The sequence below is a fragment of the Xanthomonas hawaiiensis genome, assembly GCF_031834635.1.
In the GTDB taxonomy this organism is placed as follows: Bacteria; Pseudomonadota; Gammaproteobacteria; order Xanthomonadales; family Xanthomonadaceae; genus Xanthomonas_A; species Xanthomonas_A sacchari.
In genome coordinates, this window is sequence record NZ_CP115873.1 from 4,436,183 (window position 1) to 4,454,746 (window position 18,564).

The following is an 18,564-nucleotide window of genomic DNA, read 5'->3' on the forward strand; positions in this document are numbered from 1 at the left end:
ATGCTCCCTCACCAATGTAAAAGGGACGGCGATTGCCGTCCCTTTGTTCAGTCAAACCCCAACCGGATTAGCCTTCTCCGGATCAATCTTGTACTGCTTGATCGCCCGAGCCACATCCTTGCCCGTCATCTTCCCATCCTTCGCCAGCGCCGCAATGGCGGCATGCGCGATGTAGTAGCGATCCACTTCGAAGAACCGGCGCAGGTTGGCACGCGTATCCGAGCGGCCGAAGCCGTCGGTACCCAGCACGGTGTAATGCATCGGCACGAACGCGCGGATCTGGTCGGCGAAGGCGCGCACGTAGTCGGTGGCGGCGATGGCCGGGCCCTGGCGGCCTTCCAGCAGTTGGGTGACGAACGGCTTGCGCTGTTCGCCTTCCGGGTGCAGGCGGTTCCAGCGCTCGGCGTCGAAGCCGTCGCGGCGCAGTTCGTTGAAGCTGGGGCAGGACCAGATGTCGGCGGTGACGCCGAAATCCTTGTCCAGCAGCTCGGCGGCGGCGATGGCTTCGCGCAGGATGGTGCCCGAGCCCAGCAGCTGCACGCGCAGTTCGCCCTTCTTGGGCTTGCCGGCGTCCTTGAGCAGGTACATGCCCTTGATGATGCCGTCTTCTGCGCCCGCCGGCATTTCCGGGTGGGCGTAGTTCTCGTTCATCAGGGTGATGTAGTAGTACTCGTCCACCTGCTCCTGCATCATCCGCTGGATGCCGTACTGCATGACCACGGTGACTTCGTAGCCGAAGGTGGGGTCGTAGCTGCGCACGTTGGGGATGGAGCCGGCGATGACCTGGCTGAAGCCGTCTTCGTGCTGCAGGCCTTCACCGTTGAGCGTGGTGCGGCCGGCGGTGCCGCCGAGCAGGAAGCCGCGGGTGCGCATGTCCGCCGCCTGCCAGGCGATGTCGCCCACGCGCTGGAAGCCGAACATGGAGTAGTAGATGTAGAACGGCAGCATCGGCACGTTGCTGACCGAGTAGCTGGTGCCGGCGGCCATCCACGAGGAGATCGCGCCCGGCTCGCTGATGCCCTGCTGCAGCACCTGGCCGGACTGGTCTTCGCGGTAGAACATCAACTGGTCGGCGTCCACCGGCTTGTACTTCTGGCCGAACGGGGCGTAGATGCCGATCTGCCGGAACATGCCTTCCATGCCGAAGGTGCGCGCTTCGTCGGCCACGATCGGCACGATGCGCGGGCCCAGTTCCTTGTCGCGCAGGGCGATGTTGAGGCTCTGCACGAAGGCCATGGTGGTGGAGTAGGTGCGCTCGCCGCTGTCCTTGAGCAGGCGCTCGAACTTGTCCAGGCCCGGGGCCGGGATGGACAGGTCGGCCTTGCGGCGGCGCTGCGGCAGGTAGCCGCCCAGCGCGGCACGGCGCTCCTGCAGGTACTGCACTTCCGGCGAGTCCGGGCCGGGGTGGTAGAACGGCACCTGCTCGGCATCGGCCAGCTGCTTGTCGCTGAGCGGGATGTTGAAGCGGTCGCGGAACGCGCGCACGGCGTCGTCGTCCAGCTTCTTGGTCTGGTGGGTGGGGTTCAGCGCCTCGCCGGCCGAGCCCATGCCGTAGCCCTTGACGGTCTTGGCCAGGATCACGGTGGGCATGCCCTTGGTGTTCACCGCCTGGTGGTAGGCGGCGTAGACCTTGTGCGGATCGTGGCCGCCGCGGTTCAGGCGCCAGATGTCGTCGTCGGACAGGCCGGCCACCATGGCCGCGGTCTCCGGGTACTTGCCGAAGAAGTTGGCGCGGGTATAGGCGCCGCCGAAGGCCTTGCAGTTCTGGTACTCGCCGTCGACGGTTTCCATCATCAGCTTCTTGAGGACGCCGTTGGTGTCCTTGGCCAGCAGGGCGTCCCAGTAACCGCCCCACAGCAACTTGATGACGTTCCAGCCGCCGCCGCGGAACACGCCTTCCAGCTCCTGGATGATCTTGCCGTTGCCGCGCACCGGGCCGTCCAGGCGCTGCAGGTTGCAGTTGACCACGAAGATCAGGTTGTCCAGGCCTTCGCGGCCGGCCAGGGCGATGGCGCCCAGGGTCTCGGGCTCGTCGCTCTCGCCGTCGCCGATGAAGCACCACACCTTGCGGTCGGACTTCTCGATCAGGCCGCGGTGCTCCAGGTACTTCATGAACTGCGCCTGGTAGATGGCGCTGAGCGGGCCCAGGCCCATCGACACGGTGGGGGTCTGCCAGAAGTCCGGCATCAGCCACGGGTGCGGATAGGAGGAGATGCCCTGCCCGTCCACTTCCATGCGGAAGTTGTTGAGCTGGTCTTCGCTGATGCGGCCTTCCAGGAAGGCGCGGGCGTAGATGCCGGGGGAGCTGTGGCCCTGGATGTACAGCAGGTCGCCGGGGTGCTTGTCCGAGGGCGCGCGCCAGAAGTGGTTGAAGCCCACGTCGTACAGGGTGGCGCTGGAGGCGAAGGAGGCGATGTGGCCGCCCAGGTCGCCCGGCTTGCGGTTGGCGCGGACCACGGTGGCCATCGCGTTCCAGCGGATGATCGAGCGGATCTTCCACTCGATGGCCGCATCGCCCGGGCTCTTGGCCTCGTTGGCGGGGGAGATGGTGTTGACGTACTCGGTGGTCGGCGAGAACGGCAGGTAGGCGCCGGAACGACGGGTCAGTTCGACCATGTCCTCCAGCAGCTGATGCGCGCGCTCGGGGCCTGCGACATCGATGACGGCCTTGAGCGATTCGATCCACTCCTGGGTTTCAGTGGGGTTCGGATCGTTCTGCAGCACCTCGTTCAACCAGTTCATAACGCTCCCGTAGGTCGCACGCACGCGCGCGATGGCATGTGTTTTCTCGAAGCCTGCAAGTGTAGCGCAACCGCCTCTCAGGACCTCGTACGCCAGCGTATGGAACGGGCTGTCACATTGGCCCGGGACACGCCGCGGGACAGCCGCCGCGGCCGCTGCGCCGGGCGGCCGCGGCTGCGCTTATGATCGGGCTCCAGGCCCCCGAGGAGCGCCGCCATCGCCCTTGCCCCGTCAGCGCAGGACGCCTCCGCGGTCGCCTGGCGGCACAGCCTGCGCACGCGGCTGCTGCTGTGGGGCAGCCTGCTGCAGGTGGCGCTGCTGCTGGGCCTGGCCGTGCTGTTCTACGTGGGCGCGCGCGAGGTGATGGTGCGCAACGCGCGCGAGGAGGTGGCCGGGCTGACCCAGCAGACCGCGCGCAGCCTGGACGCGACGCTGGGCTCGGTGCAGGTGAGCGGGCGCACCCTGGCCGCCACCGCGGCGGGCTTGGGCCGGCAGCCGTTCAACCTGCGCACCTTGCTGCAGGCCACGCTGCAGGGCGACCCGGACATCGCCGGGGCCTTGCTGGTGATCGAGCCGGGCGCCCTGAAGGACGACGGTCGCGGCTTCGCCTGGCACCTGCGCCGCACCGCCGGCGGCGTGCAGGAGCAGTCGGCGGAGACGCTGGGCTTCGACCTGCACAGCATGCCCTGGTACCGGCGCACGCTGACCGCGCCGGGGCCGTGGTGGTCCGAGCCGTACAGCGACGCCAGCGCCGGCGGCGCCTACCTGACCACCTACAACCTGCCGCTGCGCCTGCCCGGCGACGGCCCGCAGGCACCGGCGATCGGCATGGTCAGCGTGGACGTGCCGCTGCAACGCCTGCAGGCCATCGTCGCCGAGCTACCGGCCAACAGCGGGCTGCAGCCGATGCTGCTGTCGCCGGACGGGCTGTTCGTGCTGCATCCGGACCCGGCGCTGCGCTTCCGCCGCACCCTGGAGGCGCACGTGGCGCGGGCGCGGCCGGATCTGTCGCCGCTGGCGCAGGCGGCCGACACGCGCACGCCGGTGCGCTTCGAGCACACCGCGCCGGACGGCACCCGCTACCTCACCCAGAGCGCGGCGGTGGGCGACACCGGCTGGACCTTCGCGCTGAGCGTGTCCGAGGACTACATCCTGGCCGGGCTGGACCGCATCGTGCTGTGGGGCGCGCTGGCCGGCGCCGCCGCGCTGGCGCTGTGGCTGTGGCTGCTGCACCGCTACACGGTACGGCTGGTGCGGCCGATCGAGGACCTGACCGACTCGGCGCTGCACTTCAGCCAGGGTGCGTTCGACTACCCGCTGCGCCACGTCGAGCGTGCGGACGAAGTGGGGGTGATGGCGCGCGCCTTCGACAGCGCGCGCGGTTCGATCAAGCGGCAACTGGAGGAGATCGCCACGCTGGCGCAGGCGCGGCAGCGCATGCAGAGCGAACTGTCGATCGCGCGCGACATCCAGCAATCGATGCTGCCGGTCGGGCGCACCTTCGACAGCGCCCACAAGCACCTGGAGACTTACGCGCTGCTGGAACCGGCGGAGATGGTGGGCGGCGATTTCTACCAGTTCTTCGAGACCGAGCCGGGGCTGCTGTGGTTCGTGGTGGGTGACGTGTCCGACAAGGGCGTGCCGGCGGCGCTGTTCATGGCGCGGGCGATGACCGTGCTGGAGATCGCCGCGCGCCGGCACACGCGCCCGGACGCGATCCTGATCGCGGCCTCGCAGCGGCTGGTGGAAGGCAACGAGCCGTGCATGTTCGCCACCGTGCTGTGCGGGCTGATCGACGTGCACAGCGGCGACTACTGGCTGTCCAGCGCCGGCCACGAGCCGCCGCTGCTGCTCGGCGCCGATGGCCGCGCGCAGCTGCTGCCGCTGGAATCGGGCCCGCCGCTGGGGCTGGAGCCGCAATCGCGCTACCCGGTGGTGCATGGGCGCCTGGCCGCCGGCGCCACCCTGCTCAGCTACACCGACGGCATCACCGAGGCGATGGATGCGCAGGACCAGCCGTACGGCGAGGCCAGGCTGCTGGCCGCGCTGCAGCCTGGCGCCGACGCCAAGGCGCAATGCGCGGCGGTGCTGGCCGACGTGCAGGCGTTCACTGCACCGGCACCGCAGTCCGACGACATTACGCTCCTGGCGATCCGGCTGCGCCAGGATCCGGCACGGGAGGCGACGCGATGATGCTGCGATGGCAGATGGAACCGGCAATCGACGCACTGGCGCAGTTGAGCGACAGCGTGGAGGCGGCGCTGCGGCGCCACGGCGTGAGCGGCGAACAGGTCAGCCGCACCCGGCTGATCGTCGAGGAGCTGGCCTGCAATACCCTGGAACACGGCCACCTGCGTCGCGCCCCGCTGCCGGTGGACGTGATCGTGCACCTGCAGCCCGACGCGCTGGTGCTGGAGTTCCACGACAGCGGCCCGGCGTTCGACCCGCGCGACGCGCCGGTGCCGGACCTGGACGCGGACATCGCCGAGCGCCCGATCGGCGGCCTCGGCCTGCATCTGGTGCAGCAACTGGCCGATCGCCTGGACTACCGCCACGACGCCGGCCGTAATGTGGTGCGCATCGTGTTGCTGCAACCTGCCGATCCCCCTCTTGAGGAGTCGCCCGCATGACTACGTTGAGCCTGCAGATCGACCCGGCGCAGGACAAGCGCCAACGCCTGACCCTGAGCGGGCGCCTGGACACGCACACCTACCAGGCCCTGGACGAGGCACTGGCACCGCTGCTGGCCACGCCGATCACCACCCTGGTGCTGGACCTGTCGCACCTGGACTACATCAGCAGCGCCGGCATCCGCTCGATCTTCAAGGCACGCAAGGTGCTGGCCGCGCGCGACGGACGGGTGCTGGTGGTGAACCCGCAACCGCAGATCCGCAAGGTGTTCGACGTGGTCAAGGCGGTGCCGTTGAATGAGATCTTTACCTCGGTGCAGGAACTGGACGAGTACCTGGACGAGATGCAGCGGCGGGTGCTGGAGCAGGAACAGGGCGGATAAGCATGCGTCGCCGTGCGCCCAACCCGCCGCGCCGTTCGTGTTCCCGTAGGAGCGGCTTTAGCCGCGACAGGCCTCACCGGTAACGCCCGTCGCGGCTGAAGCCGCTCCTACAGGGAGGGCTGGCATCCTTGTGGGAGGGACTTCAGTCCCGACGACGGAACGTGTCAGTCGGCTTTTGATTTCGCTTGCCACGGCTGCATGACAGCCGATTCCCACAAGCCCCCCCTGGCCGAGGCAACCTGGGCAGCTCACGCCCGCAGAGACCACCGCGCACCGAGTGCACGCGCACGACGCAAACGCGCGCTGCCGTCTTGACTGAACCAATCCCACAGCGCTCCAACACGCGCCCTGCCAGGCGCTTGCCGGCCGCCCAACTTCGATATATCGTTTCTCCACTCGATTCGACATATCGAAATGCCACGACCCCACGCCCCCGGCACGCACCCTGCGCACCGCCTGTTCGAAGACGACCGGGCCGGGCGCGGCCGTGGCGCACGCGGCCCCCGCCCGCTGGGCCATGGCGATCTGCGGTTGCTGCTGCTGGCGATGATCGAGACCCAGCCGCGCCACGGCTACGAGTTGATCCGCGCGGTCGCCGAGCTGTTCCATGGCCTGTACACGCCCAGCGCCGGCACGGTCTACCCGACCCTGGCGCAACTGGAAGCGCAGGGCCTGGTGCAGGCCGATGCCGACGCCACCCGCAAGCGCTATGCGATCACCGCGGCCGGCCAGGCCTTCGTGCGGGCCGAGCGCGCGCAGGTGGAGGCGGCGCTGCAGCGCACCCACCACAGTGCGCGGGCGCTGGTCCGCGCCAACGTGCCGGCGCCGGTGCGCGAGGCGATGCATCGCATCAAGCACGGCCTGCTGGCGCGGCACGGGCGCTGGGACGCGGACGAGATCGAACGCGTCGCCGCGCTGTTGCATGCCGCCGCCGACGGCATGGACGGCGGCACGCCCTGACTCCCCCTTCCAGCCAGCGCGCGGGTGCTTGTGAGGTTTCGCCCCGCGTCGCGCGCCACTCCCCTCCCCCACTTTTCGAGGATTCCCATGGCGACCCACGAACACCGCCTGCTGCGCCACCCGCTGCGCCTGCGTCATCTGCAGGTGCTGCGCACGCAACCGTTGACCCCGCACATGCGCCGCGTCGTCGTCGGCGGCCCCGAACTGGACGGCTTCGTCAGCGCCGGGCCGGACGATCACGTCAAGCTGTTCTTCCCCAACCCCGAGGGCGCGTTCGTGCTGCCGACGATGACCGAGCACGGCCCGGTGTATCCGGCCGACGCGCTGCCCTCGCCCGCCCGCGACTACACCCCGCGCCACTACGATGCCGACGCGCAGGAACTGACCCTGGACTTCGTGCTGCACGGCGACGGCCCGGCCTGCCGCTGGGCGGCGCAGGCCGACCCCGGCGATGCGCTGGTGGTCGGCGGGCCGCGCGGCTCGTTCGTGGCCGCCGACGATTTCGACGCGTATGTGCTGATCGGCGACGAGACCGCGCTGCCGGCGATCGGCCGCTGGCTGGAAACCCTGCCGGCCGATGCGGAAGTCGACGCGCTGATCGAGATCCCCGGCTACGCCGACCGGCAAGCGCTGGACTGCGACGCCGAGCTGCGCGTGACCTGGCTGGAGCGCAACGGTGTGGACGCACGCAGCAGCCAATTGCTGGAAGGCGCGCTGCGCGACTTCGACCCGCCGGATGGCGACGCCTTCTACTGGATCGCCTGCGAATCGGCCCGCGCGCGGATGATGCGCAAGTTCGTCGAAGGCCACCTGGGCGTGCCCAAGGAGTGGATCCGCGCGACGGGGTATTGGAAGGCGGGCGGCGACGTGGCCGAAGACTGAAGGGTGTCTCTCATAGCGGCAAGAAGCACACGCGTAGAAACACTCGCGTAGGAGCGGCTTCAGCCGCGATGAGGCGCTCCCGCCAAAGCGGTCGCGGCTGAAGCCGCTCCTACGCAGGATCGTCGGCGCCAGAATCACGGCAACCCGGCGCAACAGTCCCTCTCCCACCGGGAGAGGGGTTGGGGTGAGGGTAAGGGCATGCGCTCGGCGCGTCAGGCGCATGCGGCTTCGCCCAGGGACCGTCACGGTGAGGCGATCGCGGCTGAACCCGCTCCCACAGGTGCGGCCCTCGCCTTGTCGGAGGACTGCACTGTGGGAGGGACTTCAGTCCCGACGACGGAGCGTGTCAGTCGGCGTTCGGCTTCGCTCGGCGCGGCTGCATGACAGTCGACTCCTAAAGCGGGCCCTTTGTGGCGGTGAGGGGTTGCCATACGCGATTGAGTTCGCGACACAAACAGACCCCGGAAACGCAAACGCCCGCCGAATGGCGGGCGTTTGCATTGCGGCGGACGGCAGCGCGCGAAGCGCCACCGCCGCACGCGCAGGCCGACTTACTTGGCCGCGTTCAAGGTCGCTTCGGTGGTGATGCGGATCTTCACCTCGTCGCTGACGTTCGGCACGTAGGCGCCCAGGCCGAAGTCGCTGCGCTTGACCGTGGTGGTGGCGTCGAAGCCCAGCGCCGGCACCTTCTTCATCGGGTGCGGACCGGCACCGTTGAGGGTCACCGCCAGCACCACCGGCTTGGTGACGCCCTTGATGGTCAGGTCGCCGGCGACGGTCAGCTTGTTGGCGCCGGCCGAGGTCACCTTGGTGCTCTTGAAGGTGGCGGTCGGGAACTTGGCGGCGTCGAAGAAATCGGCGCTCTTCAGGTGCTCGTCGAACTTGGCGGTGAAGCTGTTGAGGCCGGACAGCGGCAGGGTCACGTTGACGCTGGACTTGCTCACGTCCTGGGCGTTGTAGACCAGGGTGCCGTCGACGTCGCCGAAGTGCGCGGACGGGTTGGAAAAGCCGAAGTGGCTCCACTGCACCAGCACGTCGGTGTGGGCCGGGTCGAGGGTGTAGGTCCCGGAGACGCCCTTGGCGGCGGCAGCGGCGGCGGCCGGCGCGGCGAAGGCGCTGGTGGCCGGCTGGGCGACGACGACGGCCAGGGCCATGGCGAGCGGGAGCAGCAGTTTGCGGGTCTTGGTCATGGTGGAACTCCTTGGAGGGGTGATGGGACGAAACTGCGGCAGGCGCGGGCCTGCGGTGGGACAGGGAAGCGGGACGCGCGCGCTCACTCGATGCGCGCGGCCTCGTCGAAACTCAGCCGCGGCAGGCGCGGGAACAGACCGCTGGGATCGCCGTAGCCGAGGTTGACCAGGAAGTTGGATTTGATCGCAGTGCCTGCGAAGAACGCGGCATCGACCTTGGCGTTGTCGAAGCCGGACATGGGACCGGCATCCAGGCCCAGCGCGCGCGCGGCCAGGATCAGGTAGGCGCCCTGCAGCGAGCCGTTGCGGAACGCGCCTTCGCTGCGGCCTTCGCGCGGGCCATCGAACCAGCTCTTGGCGTCGGTGTGCGGGAACAGGTACGGCAGCTTCTCGTGGAAGTCCTCGTCGTGGGCGACGATCACCGTGACCGGCGCGGCCAGGGTCTTGGCCAGGTTGCCCTCGGACAGCGCCGGCTTGAGCTTTTCCTTGGCCTGCGGCGAGGTGACGAAGACGAAGCGCGCCGGGCTGCCGTTGGCCGCGGTCGGCCCCCACTTCACCAGGTCGTACAGGGCGCGCAGGGTGGCTTCGTCGACCGGCTTGTCCAGGAACGCGTTCTGGGTGCGCGCGGTGCGGAACAACTGGTCGAGGGCGGCGTCGTGCAGGGCGTCGGACATGGAGGAAATTCCTTGATCGAGGGAAGCGCCAGGATGCCGGTGGGGCCGTCCCGATGCGAGGCGGCCAGTGTAGAGTGACGCGATTGTCGCAACACCCGGCCGCGATGCAACGGATTACTACCAAACGTGAAACGATCGGACGCGACCTGGGCGATTAGCGATGGCCGCGCCGGCAACGCCCGCCAGGCCGAGGCGCTGGCCGCCGCGTTGGCGCTTCCGGCCGCGACACCGATCCAGGCGCAGGTGCTGCAGCCGCACATGCCGTGGCGCTGGTTGGCGCCACGCTGGCTGCCCGGCGCACGGCATGCGTACGGGACGACGTTCGCCGCCGCACTGCGGCAGCCGCCGCCGCTCGCCGTGGGCTGCGGCCGCCAGGCGGCGCTGGCGACGCGGCTGCTGCGCGCGCGCGGCAGCCGGGTAGTACAGATCCTGGATCCACGGCTGGACCCGCGACACTGGGACGTGGTGGTGGTGCCGGCGCACGATCGCCTGCGCGGCCCCAACGTGCTGACCCTGCTCGGCAGCCTGCATCCGATCGACGATGCCTGGCTGGCGGCCGGGCGTGCGGCGTTTCCTGCGTTGGGCGCCTTGCCCTCGCCGCGCATCGGGCTGTTGGTGGGTGGCCCGTCCGGGCTGGCGCCATGGAGCGAGGCGCAGGCACACGCCGCCTTCGCCGACATCGCCGCGCAACTGCGCACGTACGGTGGCAGCGTCCTCGCCAGCGCCTCGCGGCGCACGCCGCCGGCGGTGGCCGCGGCCTTGCGGCGCACGTTCGCCGATGTGCCCGGGGTTGTGTGGTGCGGCGCAGACGATGGCGCCAATCCCTATGCCGGCCTGCTCGGCTGGGCCGAGCGCCTCATCTGTACGCCCGACTCGGTGAACCTGCTATCCGAAGCCTGCGCCACGCGCGTGCCGGTGCAGGTGCTGATGCCGGAGACGGCGCGTGGCCGCGCCCTGGATTTCCATCGCGCCTTGCAGGCACGTGGACGACTGCTGCCCGTAGACAATGCCGGCGACGCGCACGCCACCGGCATCGAACCGCTGCGCGAAACTGCGCGGGTGGCCGCGCTGATCCGCGAGCACTTGGCGCTGGCCTGATCGGCCGCCGCGCCGACGTCGCTGCCACGACGCCGACGCGGCCACCGGGCCCAACGCGTTTTACGGATTGCTCGGCGAGCGCGGCACGCCGGCCGGCGCCGCATCCAGCGCGCCGATCAGCAACCGCACCACCGGCGTGCCCACGCCGACCGTGTAGTTGTACTTGCCCTTGAGCGGCTGGTTGTTGTCGACCACGCCGTTGTAGCCGGGGATGCCGCGATGCAGCGCCTCCGGGCCATTGGCGGCCAGGCGGTACAGGTAGTCGTTGAGATTGCCCTGGCGGCCCTGCTTCTCCACCAGCAGCGCGACCGCGCTGGCGAACTCCGGCGCGGCGACGCTGGTACCGATCACCGCCCCGATGCTGCCCTTGAAGTAGGTGGCCACCGAGCTGTCGCCCTCCCGGCAGGGCTGGGTCGCCGTCGTCGGGCAGCCACCGACCAGCATGCCGATGTCCGGCAGCGTGCGCATGGACGTGCGCGTGCCGCCCAGCGCACGCAACTGGTAGGCCGGACGCTGGAACAGCGTGCTGACGCCGCCGCCGGCACCCCAGTAGCCGCCGGCCAGGTTGGCGCCGACGCCAAAGTAGTCGGCGGTCTGCAGCGGATCGCCGTAGGCGCTTTCGCTCTTGTAGCCCGACTCCAGGCTGCCCTTCTTGTACGCGGTGAGCAGGTTGCCGCCGCCGACTGCGGTCACGTTCGGGCTGGCGGCCGGGTGTTCGACACCTGGGATGAAGTGGCCGTCCTTGCCGTCGACCAGGTACTGCGTGTCGGCGCAGCCCAGGCCCGCGTTGTCGCCGCTGGAGGCGACGAAGGTGATGCCCTGCGCATTGCCCTGCTTGAACACCGCTTCGTAGGGACGCAGCAGCGGGGTGAAATCCTTGCCGCCGTTGTAGGCCGCGGTGTAGTACAGCTCGCAGACACCGAACGAGGAGCTGACCACGTCGGCCTGGTTGTCCTGCACGATCTGCCGGTAGCCGGCCAGCACGGATGCGTCGCTCAGGTCCGGGATCACGTACAGCAGCACGTGCGCACCGGGTGCGCCGCCGAGCGCCATCTGCACGTCGAGCGCGGCCTCGCCCGCCGCGGCGTCGTTGCCGTCCTGCAGTCCCGGCTTGGCGCCGGCCACGTAGTGGCGCGCGTACAGGGTCGGGTCGGCGTGATTGGCGGCGTAGCGACTGAAGTTTTCGTGGTCGAACATCGCCTTGATGTCCGAATCCAGCACGTCGCTGCTGATCAGGATGGCGATGGTGCTGCCGGTGCCGTCGAGCCGGCGCTGCTGCCCGGCCGCGCCGGTGGTGGCCTGGTAGGACGGATAGCCGTAGGCCTGCTTGAGGTCGTTGTACCAGTAGGTGGTGCCGCCGGCGCCGTAACGGTTGGATGGATTCTTGACGGCCGACCGCTGCCAGTTGACGTGCATCGCCGGCGCGCCGCGGGTCAGGCCGGTCACCGTCGCACCGGTGTCGCGCAACGCGGCAGGCAATTGCAACGGCGCGGCCGCCGCAAGGCGGGCCTGGGTACCCTGCTGCACCTCGGCGGTCAACGGCACCGCGAACAACCGCTCGACGTTGTCCGCGCTCGCGCTGACATGCAGCGTGGCGCCCTGCTCGACGACGTTCATGTGCGCGGCCTGCAACGCGGCGCGCACCTGCGCGATCTGCGTCGGCGCCGGCGCGAAGCGGCGCTGGAACTCGGCCGGCGTCAGCCAGTGGTGGTACTGCGGCGAGACCGGATCCTGAATGTCGGCCAGCAGGGCGTCCAACCCGGCCTGGTCGCGCAACGGCAGGTGCACGTCGAAGGTGACCGGCGCACTGCGCAGAGTGGCGGTCATCGCCGCGATGGAGGCGTCGGGCGCGGCATTGGCGGTGCCGAGCGCGCACAGCAGGGAAGCGGACAACACGGCAGCCAGCAAGGGCCGACGGCGGATGCGATCAAGCATGGGCGTCTCTCCGGGGGTAGAGCGAGTGGACGAGGCCGTGGTGGCCTCGCGGCGGGAAATCGATTGCCCCTCTCTGCACGGGAGAAGAGTTGGGGCGAGGGTGCGGCGCGCGTAGCGCACGCGTGGTTCGTTGCTGCGAGGCTGCGTCCGTACCCTCATCCGCCCCTGCGGGGCACCTTCTCCCGAGGGGAGAAGGGAAAAGCCTGAGACCCTCTCCCACCGGGAGAGGGGTTGGGGTGAGGGTGCGGCGCGCGAAGCGCACGCGTGATGCGTTGCTGCGAGGCTGCGCCCGTACCCTCATCCGCCCCTGCGGGGCACCTTCTCCCGAGGGGAGAAGGGAGACGTCTGCGCCCCTCTCCCGCCGGGAGAGGGGTTGGGGTGAGGGTACGGCGCCCGCAGCGCCCGCGCAGACCTGCCGCCGCATGGACCCAGCGACGCGCGCAGAGGGCAATGCAATCGGCGTGTGTGCGCTGCGCTTCCTGCTCATGTCTGCACGCATCGGCATGCCACCGGGCCTGGACGAGGCGTGATGATTGAGGAGGAATGCACCACAAAACCTTGACCGCGCGCTCCGTTATTTACTTTGTAAACAGGCCATTTCAGCGCGTTGCCGACACATGCGCGTACATGTGTTGACCACCCGCGATGCATGGCAATTCGTGCCATCGTGTAACGCTTTGATGTCGATGCGCTCGCACACCGCCCGCAACGACGGCGCCCACCGCGCAGCCGCCGCCGCAACCACCGCGCTCGCCCGATCACGGTGGCGCTCGCCCATGCCGCGCCGGCGACTGCCACACCTCTGCAACCGCGACACGCCGCACGTCACCGTGGCACTGCATGACAAACGAAACGCCGCTGACGCCAACCTGCAACGTCGCTGTCGCATCGTCTGCGCACTTCCTTTACGAATCCTCCCCGCGCATGCCTCTCCATTCCCTGCTGAGCACGGCGATCCTCGCCGCCCTGTTGTCGCCCTTCGCCGCTACCGCCGCAGAACCCGCCGCCGATGGCGCCGCGGCCGACGTGCAGCAACTCGACGCGGTGTCGGTGATCGGCCAGGGCGAGACCCGCCAGGTGCAGCGCATCACCACCCAGGACGTGGCGGTGCTGCCGCCGGGCACCAGCATCCAGAAGCTGCTCAACCGCATTCCCGGCGTCAACGTGCAGTCCAACGACGCCTTCGGCGCCAACGAGGAATCGCAGACGATCAGCCTGCGCGGCTTCAACGGCGTGCGCCTGGGCTACACCCTCGACGGCCTGCCGCTGGGCGACAACGCCTACGGCAACTACAACGGCCTGAACATCAGCCGCGCGCTGATCGCCGAGAACTTCGGCGGCGTGGAGCTGGCCTCGGGCATCGGCAGCCTGGGTACCGCCTCCACCAGCAACCTCGGCGGCACGGTGCAGTACTACTCCGACGATCCGTCCACCGAGGTCGGCGTGCGCCTGTCGCAGACCGTGGGCTCGGACAGCAACCGCCGCACCTATCTGCGCCTGGATACCGGCGAGCACAACGGCTTCTCCGCCTACCTGTCCGGCATCTACGCCGACGCCGACATGTGGGCCCCGCCGGGCTCGCCGACCCACACCGCGCAGTTCAACGGCAAGGGCGTGTACCAGTTCGAGGGCGGCAAGATCACCGCCTTCGTCAACACCTCGCGCACCTCGCAGGCCGACTACGCCTACCTGTCCAAGAGCGGCCTGCACCGCGGCCTGGGCTGGGACTGGAACCTGTACGCGCCAGACTGGCAGCGCGCGCTGGCCGCCGCCTACTGCGCGCCGGCCACGCGCAACCCCAGCCGCTGTGCCTACAGCGGCGGCGTGGACAACATCGACGACGCCTACTACCAGAGCCGCGCGCTGCGCAACGACGACCTGTACTACCTGGCCGGCGACTTCCAGCCGTCCGATGCGGTGAGCGTGCACACCCAGGTCTACCACCACGAGAACGAAGGCCAGGGCCACTGGTGGTCGCCGGGCCAGCCGTCCTACCCGGGCACGCCGCAGGCGCTGCCGATCTCGATCCGCAGCACCAACTACACCATCAACCGCACCGGCGGCATCGCCTCGCTGGGCTGGGACATCGGCCCGCACCACCTGGAAGCGGGCGTGTGGTACGAGCGCAACAAGCACCACGTGGAGCGCAACTTCTACTGGATCGACGGCCCGATCGACGACGACATCTTCCTGAGCAACCCGAACCGCCGGCTGTTCTCGCAGGACTACGTCATCACCACCAAGCAGGCCTACGTGCAGGGCACCTTCAAGCTGCTCGACGAGCGCCTGACCCTGGACATCGGCGCCAAGAGCCCGCACACCACGATGACCGCGCGCGAGACGCCGGGAATCGCGGTGGAAGCGCCGGTGGCCAACGGCGAGCTGAAGGCCAGTAAGGCGCTGCTGCCGCAGGCCGGCCTGAGCTACCGCCTGGCCGAGGGCCAGGAAGTGTTCGCCTCCTACGCCGAGAACATCGCCGCCTTCCAGGGCGGCGGCGCCGGCGGTCCGCTGCTGGTGACGCAGGCTTCGTTCGACGCCAGCGTCGGCGCGCTGCAGCCGGAGAAGTCCAAGACCTTCGAAGCCGGTTACCGCCTGGTGCGCGACCAGTTCGAGGCTTCGCTGGTCGGCTACGACGTGACCTTCGACAACCGCCTGCTCTCGCTCAACCCCTGCCCGAGCATCCAGCAGGGCACCAGCCCGGCGTGCACCACGCGTTTCTTCAACGTCGGCTCGGTGAGCAGCCGCGGCGGCGAGCTGACCTTCATCTGGAAGCCGAACGCGCACCTGCAGTGGTACAACTCGGCCTCGATCAACCGCTCCACCTACGACGACAACTACGTGCAGAACGGCGTGGTCATCCCCACCGCCGGCAAGTACACCGTGGACACGCCCAAGCGCATGTTCGCCAGCGAACTCAGCTGGAACTGGAACGGCTGGAACGCCAACCTGCGCGGCAAGTACACCGGCCAGCGCTACTACACCTACACCAACGACCAGGGCTTCGGCGGCTACACGTCCTTCGATGCGGGCGCCGGCTACGATTTCGGGGCGGTGTCGTTCCTGCGGGACCTGAAGCTGTCGTTGAACGTCACCAACCTCACCGACAAGCGCTACGCCTCCAACCTCACCGCCTTCAGCAACAGCGACCCCAACGGCCGCTCGCTGGCCTTCCACGCCAGCGCGCCGCGGCAGGCGTTCCTGACCCTGGACGCGCGCTTCTGAGCGCGTCCATCCTGTCCGTCCGCCCCCGAACCGGAACGCATGCGATGATCCGATCCACCTCCTGGTTGTTGGGATGCGCGATGGCCGTGTTGGCGACCACCGCGGCGGCCGCACCGGCCGCCGCACCGGGCGAGAGCAAGCCGCTGGTGATCGGCCACCGCGGCGCCAGCGCGCTGCGCCCCGAACACACCCTGGCGTCCTACGCCAAGGCCATCGCCGACGGCGCCGATTTCATTGAGCCGGACCTGGTCTCGACCAAGGACGGCGTGCTGGTGGCGCGCCACGAGAACGAGATCGGCGGCACCACCGACGTGGCCGCGCATCCGGAGTTCGCCGCGCGCAAGACCGTCAAGCAGATCGACGGGCAGCGCGTGGAAGGCTGGTTCACCGAAGACTTCACCCTGGCCGAGCTGAAGACCCTGCGCGCGCGCGAGCGCCTGCCGCAACTGCGCGGCACCGCCTTCGACGGGCAGTTCCAGGTGCCGACCATGGACGAGATCATCGACTTCACCGCGGCCGAGTCGGCCACGCGCGGGCGGCTGATCGGGCTGATCCCGGAGATCAAGCACGGCACCTACTTCCGCGGACTGGGCCTGGCGATGGAAGACAAGCTGGTCGCCACGCTCGATGCGCATGCCTACACGCGCAAGGCGCCGGTGGTGATCCAGTCGTTCGAGATCGGCAATCTGGAATACCTGCACCGCACGCTCGGCAGCAGCCATCCGAACGTGCGCCTGGTGCAATTGCTGGGCGATCCCAAGGAGCGCCCGGGCGATCAGTTGCGCGATGGCCCGACCTACGCGCAGATGGGCAGTGCGCAGGGCCTGCGCGCGATCGCCAAGTACGCGCAACTGGTCAGCCCGAACCTGCGCGCGATCGTGCCGGTGAGCGCCGACGGCGCCCTGGCCGCGCCCACGCCCTTCGTCGCCGATGCGCATGCGGCCGGCCTGCAGGTGATTCCGTACACCTTCCGGCCCGAGAACTATTTCCTGCCCAAGCAGTTGCAGGACGCACGCGGCCCGGCCGCGGTGAATGCCGCCGGCAGCATCACCGAAATGCGCGCGCTGATCGACGCCGGCATCGATGGCTTCTTCACCGACGACCCGGCCGTGGGCCGCGCCGCGGTGGATGGGACGCCGCCGCTGGCGCGGTGAAGCCGGGAGTGGGGAATAGGGAATGGGGAATCGCAAATGCGGTCCCCAGCGCGGAGTTCCATTTGTAGGAGCGGCTTTCGCCGCGACGCGTGGAAGTAGTGAAAGCACAGTGCGAGGCGGGCGGGTAATCGGGTCGGGACTGAAGTCCCTCCCACAGTGCAGCCTCCGGCAGTGCCGGTGCGGTGAAGCCGGGAGTGGGGAATCGCAACAGCGGTTCCCCTCGTGGGGTTTCCCACGCCAGGCGCGGCCTCAGCCGCGACCACGCGAGATCGGGAAACGCCCTGTCGCGGCTGAAGCCGCTCCTACGGCGCACGGGTGCGTTGCGATCGTCCACACGCCCGGCATTGGTCATCGCGCGTCCGGGCCGCGATAATGCGCGCCCGCCGTCCCTGCCCCGATCGCCGTGCCGTCCGTCGCCGCTCCCTCGCCCACCTTCGCCGCGCTGACTCCGCGCGCGCTGCTGCTGTCCGTGCTGGCGATGGGTGCGGTGGTATTGCTGTCGAACGTGCTGGTGCAGTTCCCGATCAACGACTGGCTGACCTGGGGCGCCTTCAGCTATCCGCTCGCGTTCCTGGTCAGCAACCTGATCAACCGCCGCTTCGGCCCGCGCGCAGCGCGGCGGGTGGCCTGGTGCGGCTTCGCGCTGGCGGTGCTGCTGTCGATCTGGATCGCCACCCCGCGCATCGCCGCGGCCTCGTGCCTGGCCTTCATCGCCGCGCAACTGCTGGACATCACCGTGTTCGACCGGCTGCGCCGCGGGCGCTGGTGGCGCGCGCCGATCGTCGCCACCACCTGCAGCGCGACGCTGGACACCACGATCTTCTGGTCGATCGCCTTCGCCGGCTCGACGCTGCCCTGGCTGAGCTGGGCCGCCGGCGACCTGGCGGTGAAGCTGGGCATCGGCGTGTGCCTGCTGGCGCCGTTCCGCGCGCTGCTGTGGCGGATGGCACCGACGCGCTAGCGGCGGAGCTGGGCGACCACCACTTCACAAACGGCCGCGGCATACGTTGAACAGGTGATTGGCGGCGCACGTTCCGTGCGCCGCACTCGCGACGAGACCATGCCCATGCCGCACGACGTCCGCCCCTCCCTCGCACTCAGCGCGCTCAACGCCACCCTGGCGCAGATGTCGCCGCCCGGTGTGGCGCTGGCCACGCTGACCACACCCGCCGTCTCCGACCCGGCATGGTCCTGCAACACCTTCGCCCCACTGATGCTGGAAATGGTGCTGCTGCGCCGCGACCGCCCCATGCGCACCAAGGCGTACCTGGCGGACGCGGCGTTGCCGAGCTTCGCCGACGGCGACTTCGTCAACATCGTGCTGCTGGGCGATCCATCGCAATTGATCCACAACTTCGACATCCTGGTGGACGGCGAGCGGGTCTACCTGTTCCAGGCCTACCTCGAGCAGGTCGTGGACCTGGTGCGGGTGTTCGACTGCGTGACCTTCCATGCGCTGTGGCACGACCTGTGCGCCGGTCGCGCCGGCCTGTGGAAGCACGCTTACCAGGCATTGTTCGGGGTGGGTCCGGATCAGGTGGTGGACACCGATCCCGACACGGTCTGGTTCCAGTCGCAGTACGTCAGCGTGTAGCCGGGGCGCCTCAGATCGCAGCCTGGACAGCATGCACAGGCAGTCCAGCCGACGAGCTTCAGGGTCATCGCCTCGTAGGAGCGGCTTCAGCCGCGAGGGG

The 18,564-nt window shown here is 69.3% G+C and carries 14 protein-coding genes; 10 read left to right on the forward strand and 4 right to left on the reverse strand.

The window, feature by feature from the left end; genetic code table 11:
- Window positions 1–51: 51 nt before the first annotated feature.
- The gene (aceE, locus tag PG878_RS18930) at window positions 52–2,742 is read right to left on the reverse strand and encodes a pyruvate dehydrogenase (acetyl-transferring), homodimeric type (RefSeq protein ID WP_209031488.1); all 2,691 of its coding nucleotides are present in this window, start codon (window positions 2,740–2,742) and stop codon (window positions 52–54) included.
- 216 nt (window positions 2,743–2,958) lie between these two features.
- Between aceE and PG878_RS18935 the strand changes: the two genes are divergently transcribed.
- The 5 genes from PG878_RS18935 to PG878_RS18955 all read left to right on the forward strand — a co-directional run bounded on the left by PG878_RS18935 (window position 2,959) and on the right by PG878_RS18955 (window position 7,597).
- Window positions 2,959–4,935, forward strand: coding sequence for a SpoIIE family protein phosphatase (locus tag PG878_RS18935; RefSeq protein ID WP_311186053.1), 1,977 nt, complete (start codon window positions 2,959–2,961; stop codon window positions 4,933–4,935).
- Window positions 4,932–5,372 carry an ATP-binding protein gene (locus PG878_RS18940; protein ID WP_209031486.1) on the forward strand — a complete coding sequence of 147 codons (441 nt, stop codon included), beginning with the start codon at window positions 4,932–4,934 and terminating at the stop codon, window positions 5,370–5,372. Before PG878_RS18935 ends, PG878_RS18940 begins: the two co-directional genes overlap by 4 nt.
- Window positions 5,369–5,755 carry an STAS domain-containing protein gene (locus tag PG878_RS18945; protein ID WP_153752359.1) on the forward strand — a complete coding sequence of 129 codons (387 nt, stop codon included), beginning with the start codon at window positions 5,369–5,371 and terminating at the stop codon, window positions 5,753–5,755. Before PG878_RS18940 ends, PG878_RS18945 begins: the two co-directional genes overlap by 4 nt.
- 414 nt (window positions 5,756–6,169) lie before the next feature.
- Window positions 6,170–6,715 carry a PadR family transcriptional regulator gene (locus PG878_RS18950; RefSeq protein ID WP_244672642.1) on the forward strand — a complete coding sequence of 182 codons (546 nt, stop codon included), beginning with the start codon at window positions 6,170–6,172 and terminating at the stop codon, window positions 6,713–6,715.
- An 87-nt stretch (window positions 6,716–6,802) separates the two neighbouring features.
- Entirely contained in the window at window positions 6,803–7,597 is a 795-nt protein-coding gene (locus tag PG878_RS18955; protein WP_209031485.1) for a siderophore-interacting protein, read from the forward strand.
- A 551-nt stretch (window positions 7,598–8,148) separates the two neighbouring features.
- Here the strand turns inward: PG878_RS18955 and PG878_RS18960 are convergent.
- Both PG878_RS18960 and PG878_RS18965 read right to left on the reverse strand, forming a co-directional pair.
- Window positions 8,149–8,787, reverse strand: a complete 639-nt coding sequence (locus tag PG878_RS18960) for a YceI family protein (RefSeq protein WP_209031484.1) — start codon at window positions 8,785–8,787, stop codon at window positions 8,149–8,151.
- Between the two features lie 83 nt (window positions 8,788–8,870).
- Window positions 8,871–9,461, reverse strand: a complete 591-nt coding sequence (locus PG878_RS18965; RefSeq protein ID WP_010343089.1) for a malonic semialdehyde reductase — start codon at window positions 9,459–9,461, stop codon at window positions 8,871–8,873.
- Between the two features lie 126 nt (window positions 9,462–9,587).
- On the opposite strand from PG878_RS18965, the gene PG878_RS18970 reads away from it, so the two are divergent.
- A complete protein-coding gene (locus PG878_RS18970; RefSeq protein ID WP_209031483.1) occupies window positions 9,588–10,559 on the forward strand; it encodes a mitochondrial fission ELM1 family protein in 972 nt (323 codons plus the stop codon).
- A 60-nt stretch (window positions 10,560–10,619) separates the two neighbouring features.
- Here PG878_RS18970 and PG878_RS18975 read toward each other — a convergent pair whose 3' ends face one another.
- A complete protein-coding gene (locus PG878_RS18975; RefSeq protein WP_209031482.1) occupies window positions 10,620–12,494 on the reverse strand; it encodes a S53 family peptidase in 1,875 nt (624 codons plus the stop codon).
- Between the two features lie 924 nt (window positions 12,495–13,418).
- Between PG878_RS18975 and PG878_RS18980 the strand changes: the two genes are divergently transcribed.
- From PG878_RS18980 to PG878_RS18995, 4 genes are all read left to right on the forward strand, one after another.
- Window positions 13,419–15,716, forward strand: coding sequence for a TonB-dependent receptor (locus PG878_RS18980; RefSeq protein ID WP_209031481.1), 2,298 nt, complete (start codon window positions 13,419–13,421; stop codon window positions 15,714–15,716).
- Between the two features lie 80 nt (window positions 15,717–15,796).
- Entirely contained in the window at window positions 15,797–16,870 is a 1,074-nt protein-coding gene (locus tag PG878_RS18985) for a glycerophosphodiester phosphodiesterase (RefSeq protein WP_209031605.1), read from the forward strand.
- Window positions 16,871–17,273: 403 nt separating this feature from the next.
- Entirely contained in the window at window positions 17,274–17,831 is a 558-nt protein-coding gene (locus PG878_RS18990; protein ID WP_010343084.1) for a queuosine precursor transporter, read from the forward strand.
- Between the two features lie 105 nt (window positions 17,832–17,936).
- Window positions 17,937–18,464, forward strand: coding sequence for a hypothetical protein (locus PG878_RS18995; protein ID WP_244672641.1), 528 nt, complete (start codon window positions 17,937–17,939; stop codon window positions 18,462–18,464).
- The last annotated feature ends 100 nt before the right edge of the window (window positions 18,465–18,564 follow it).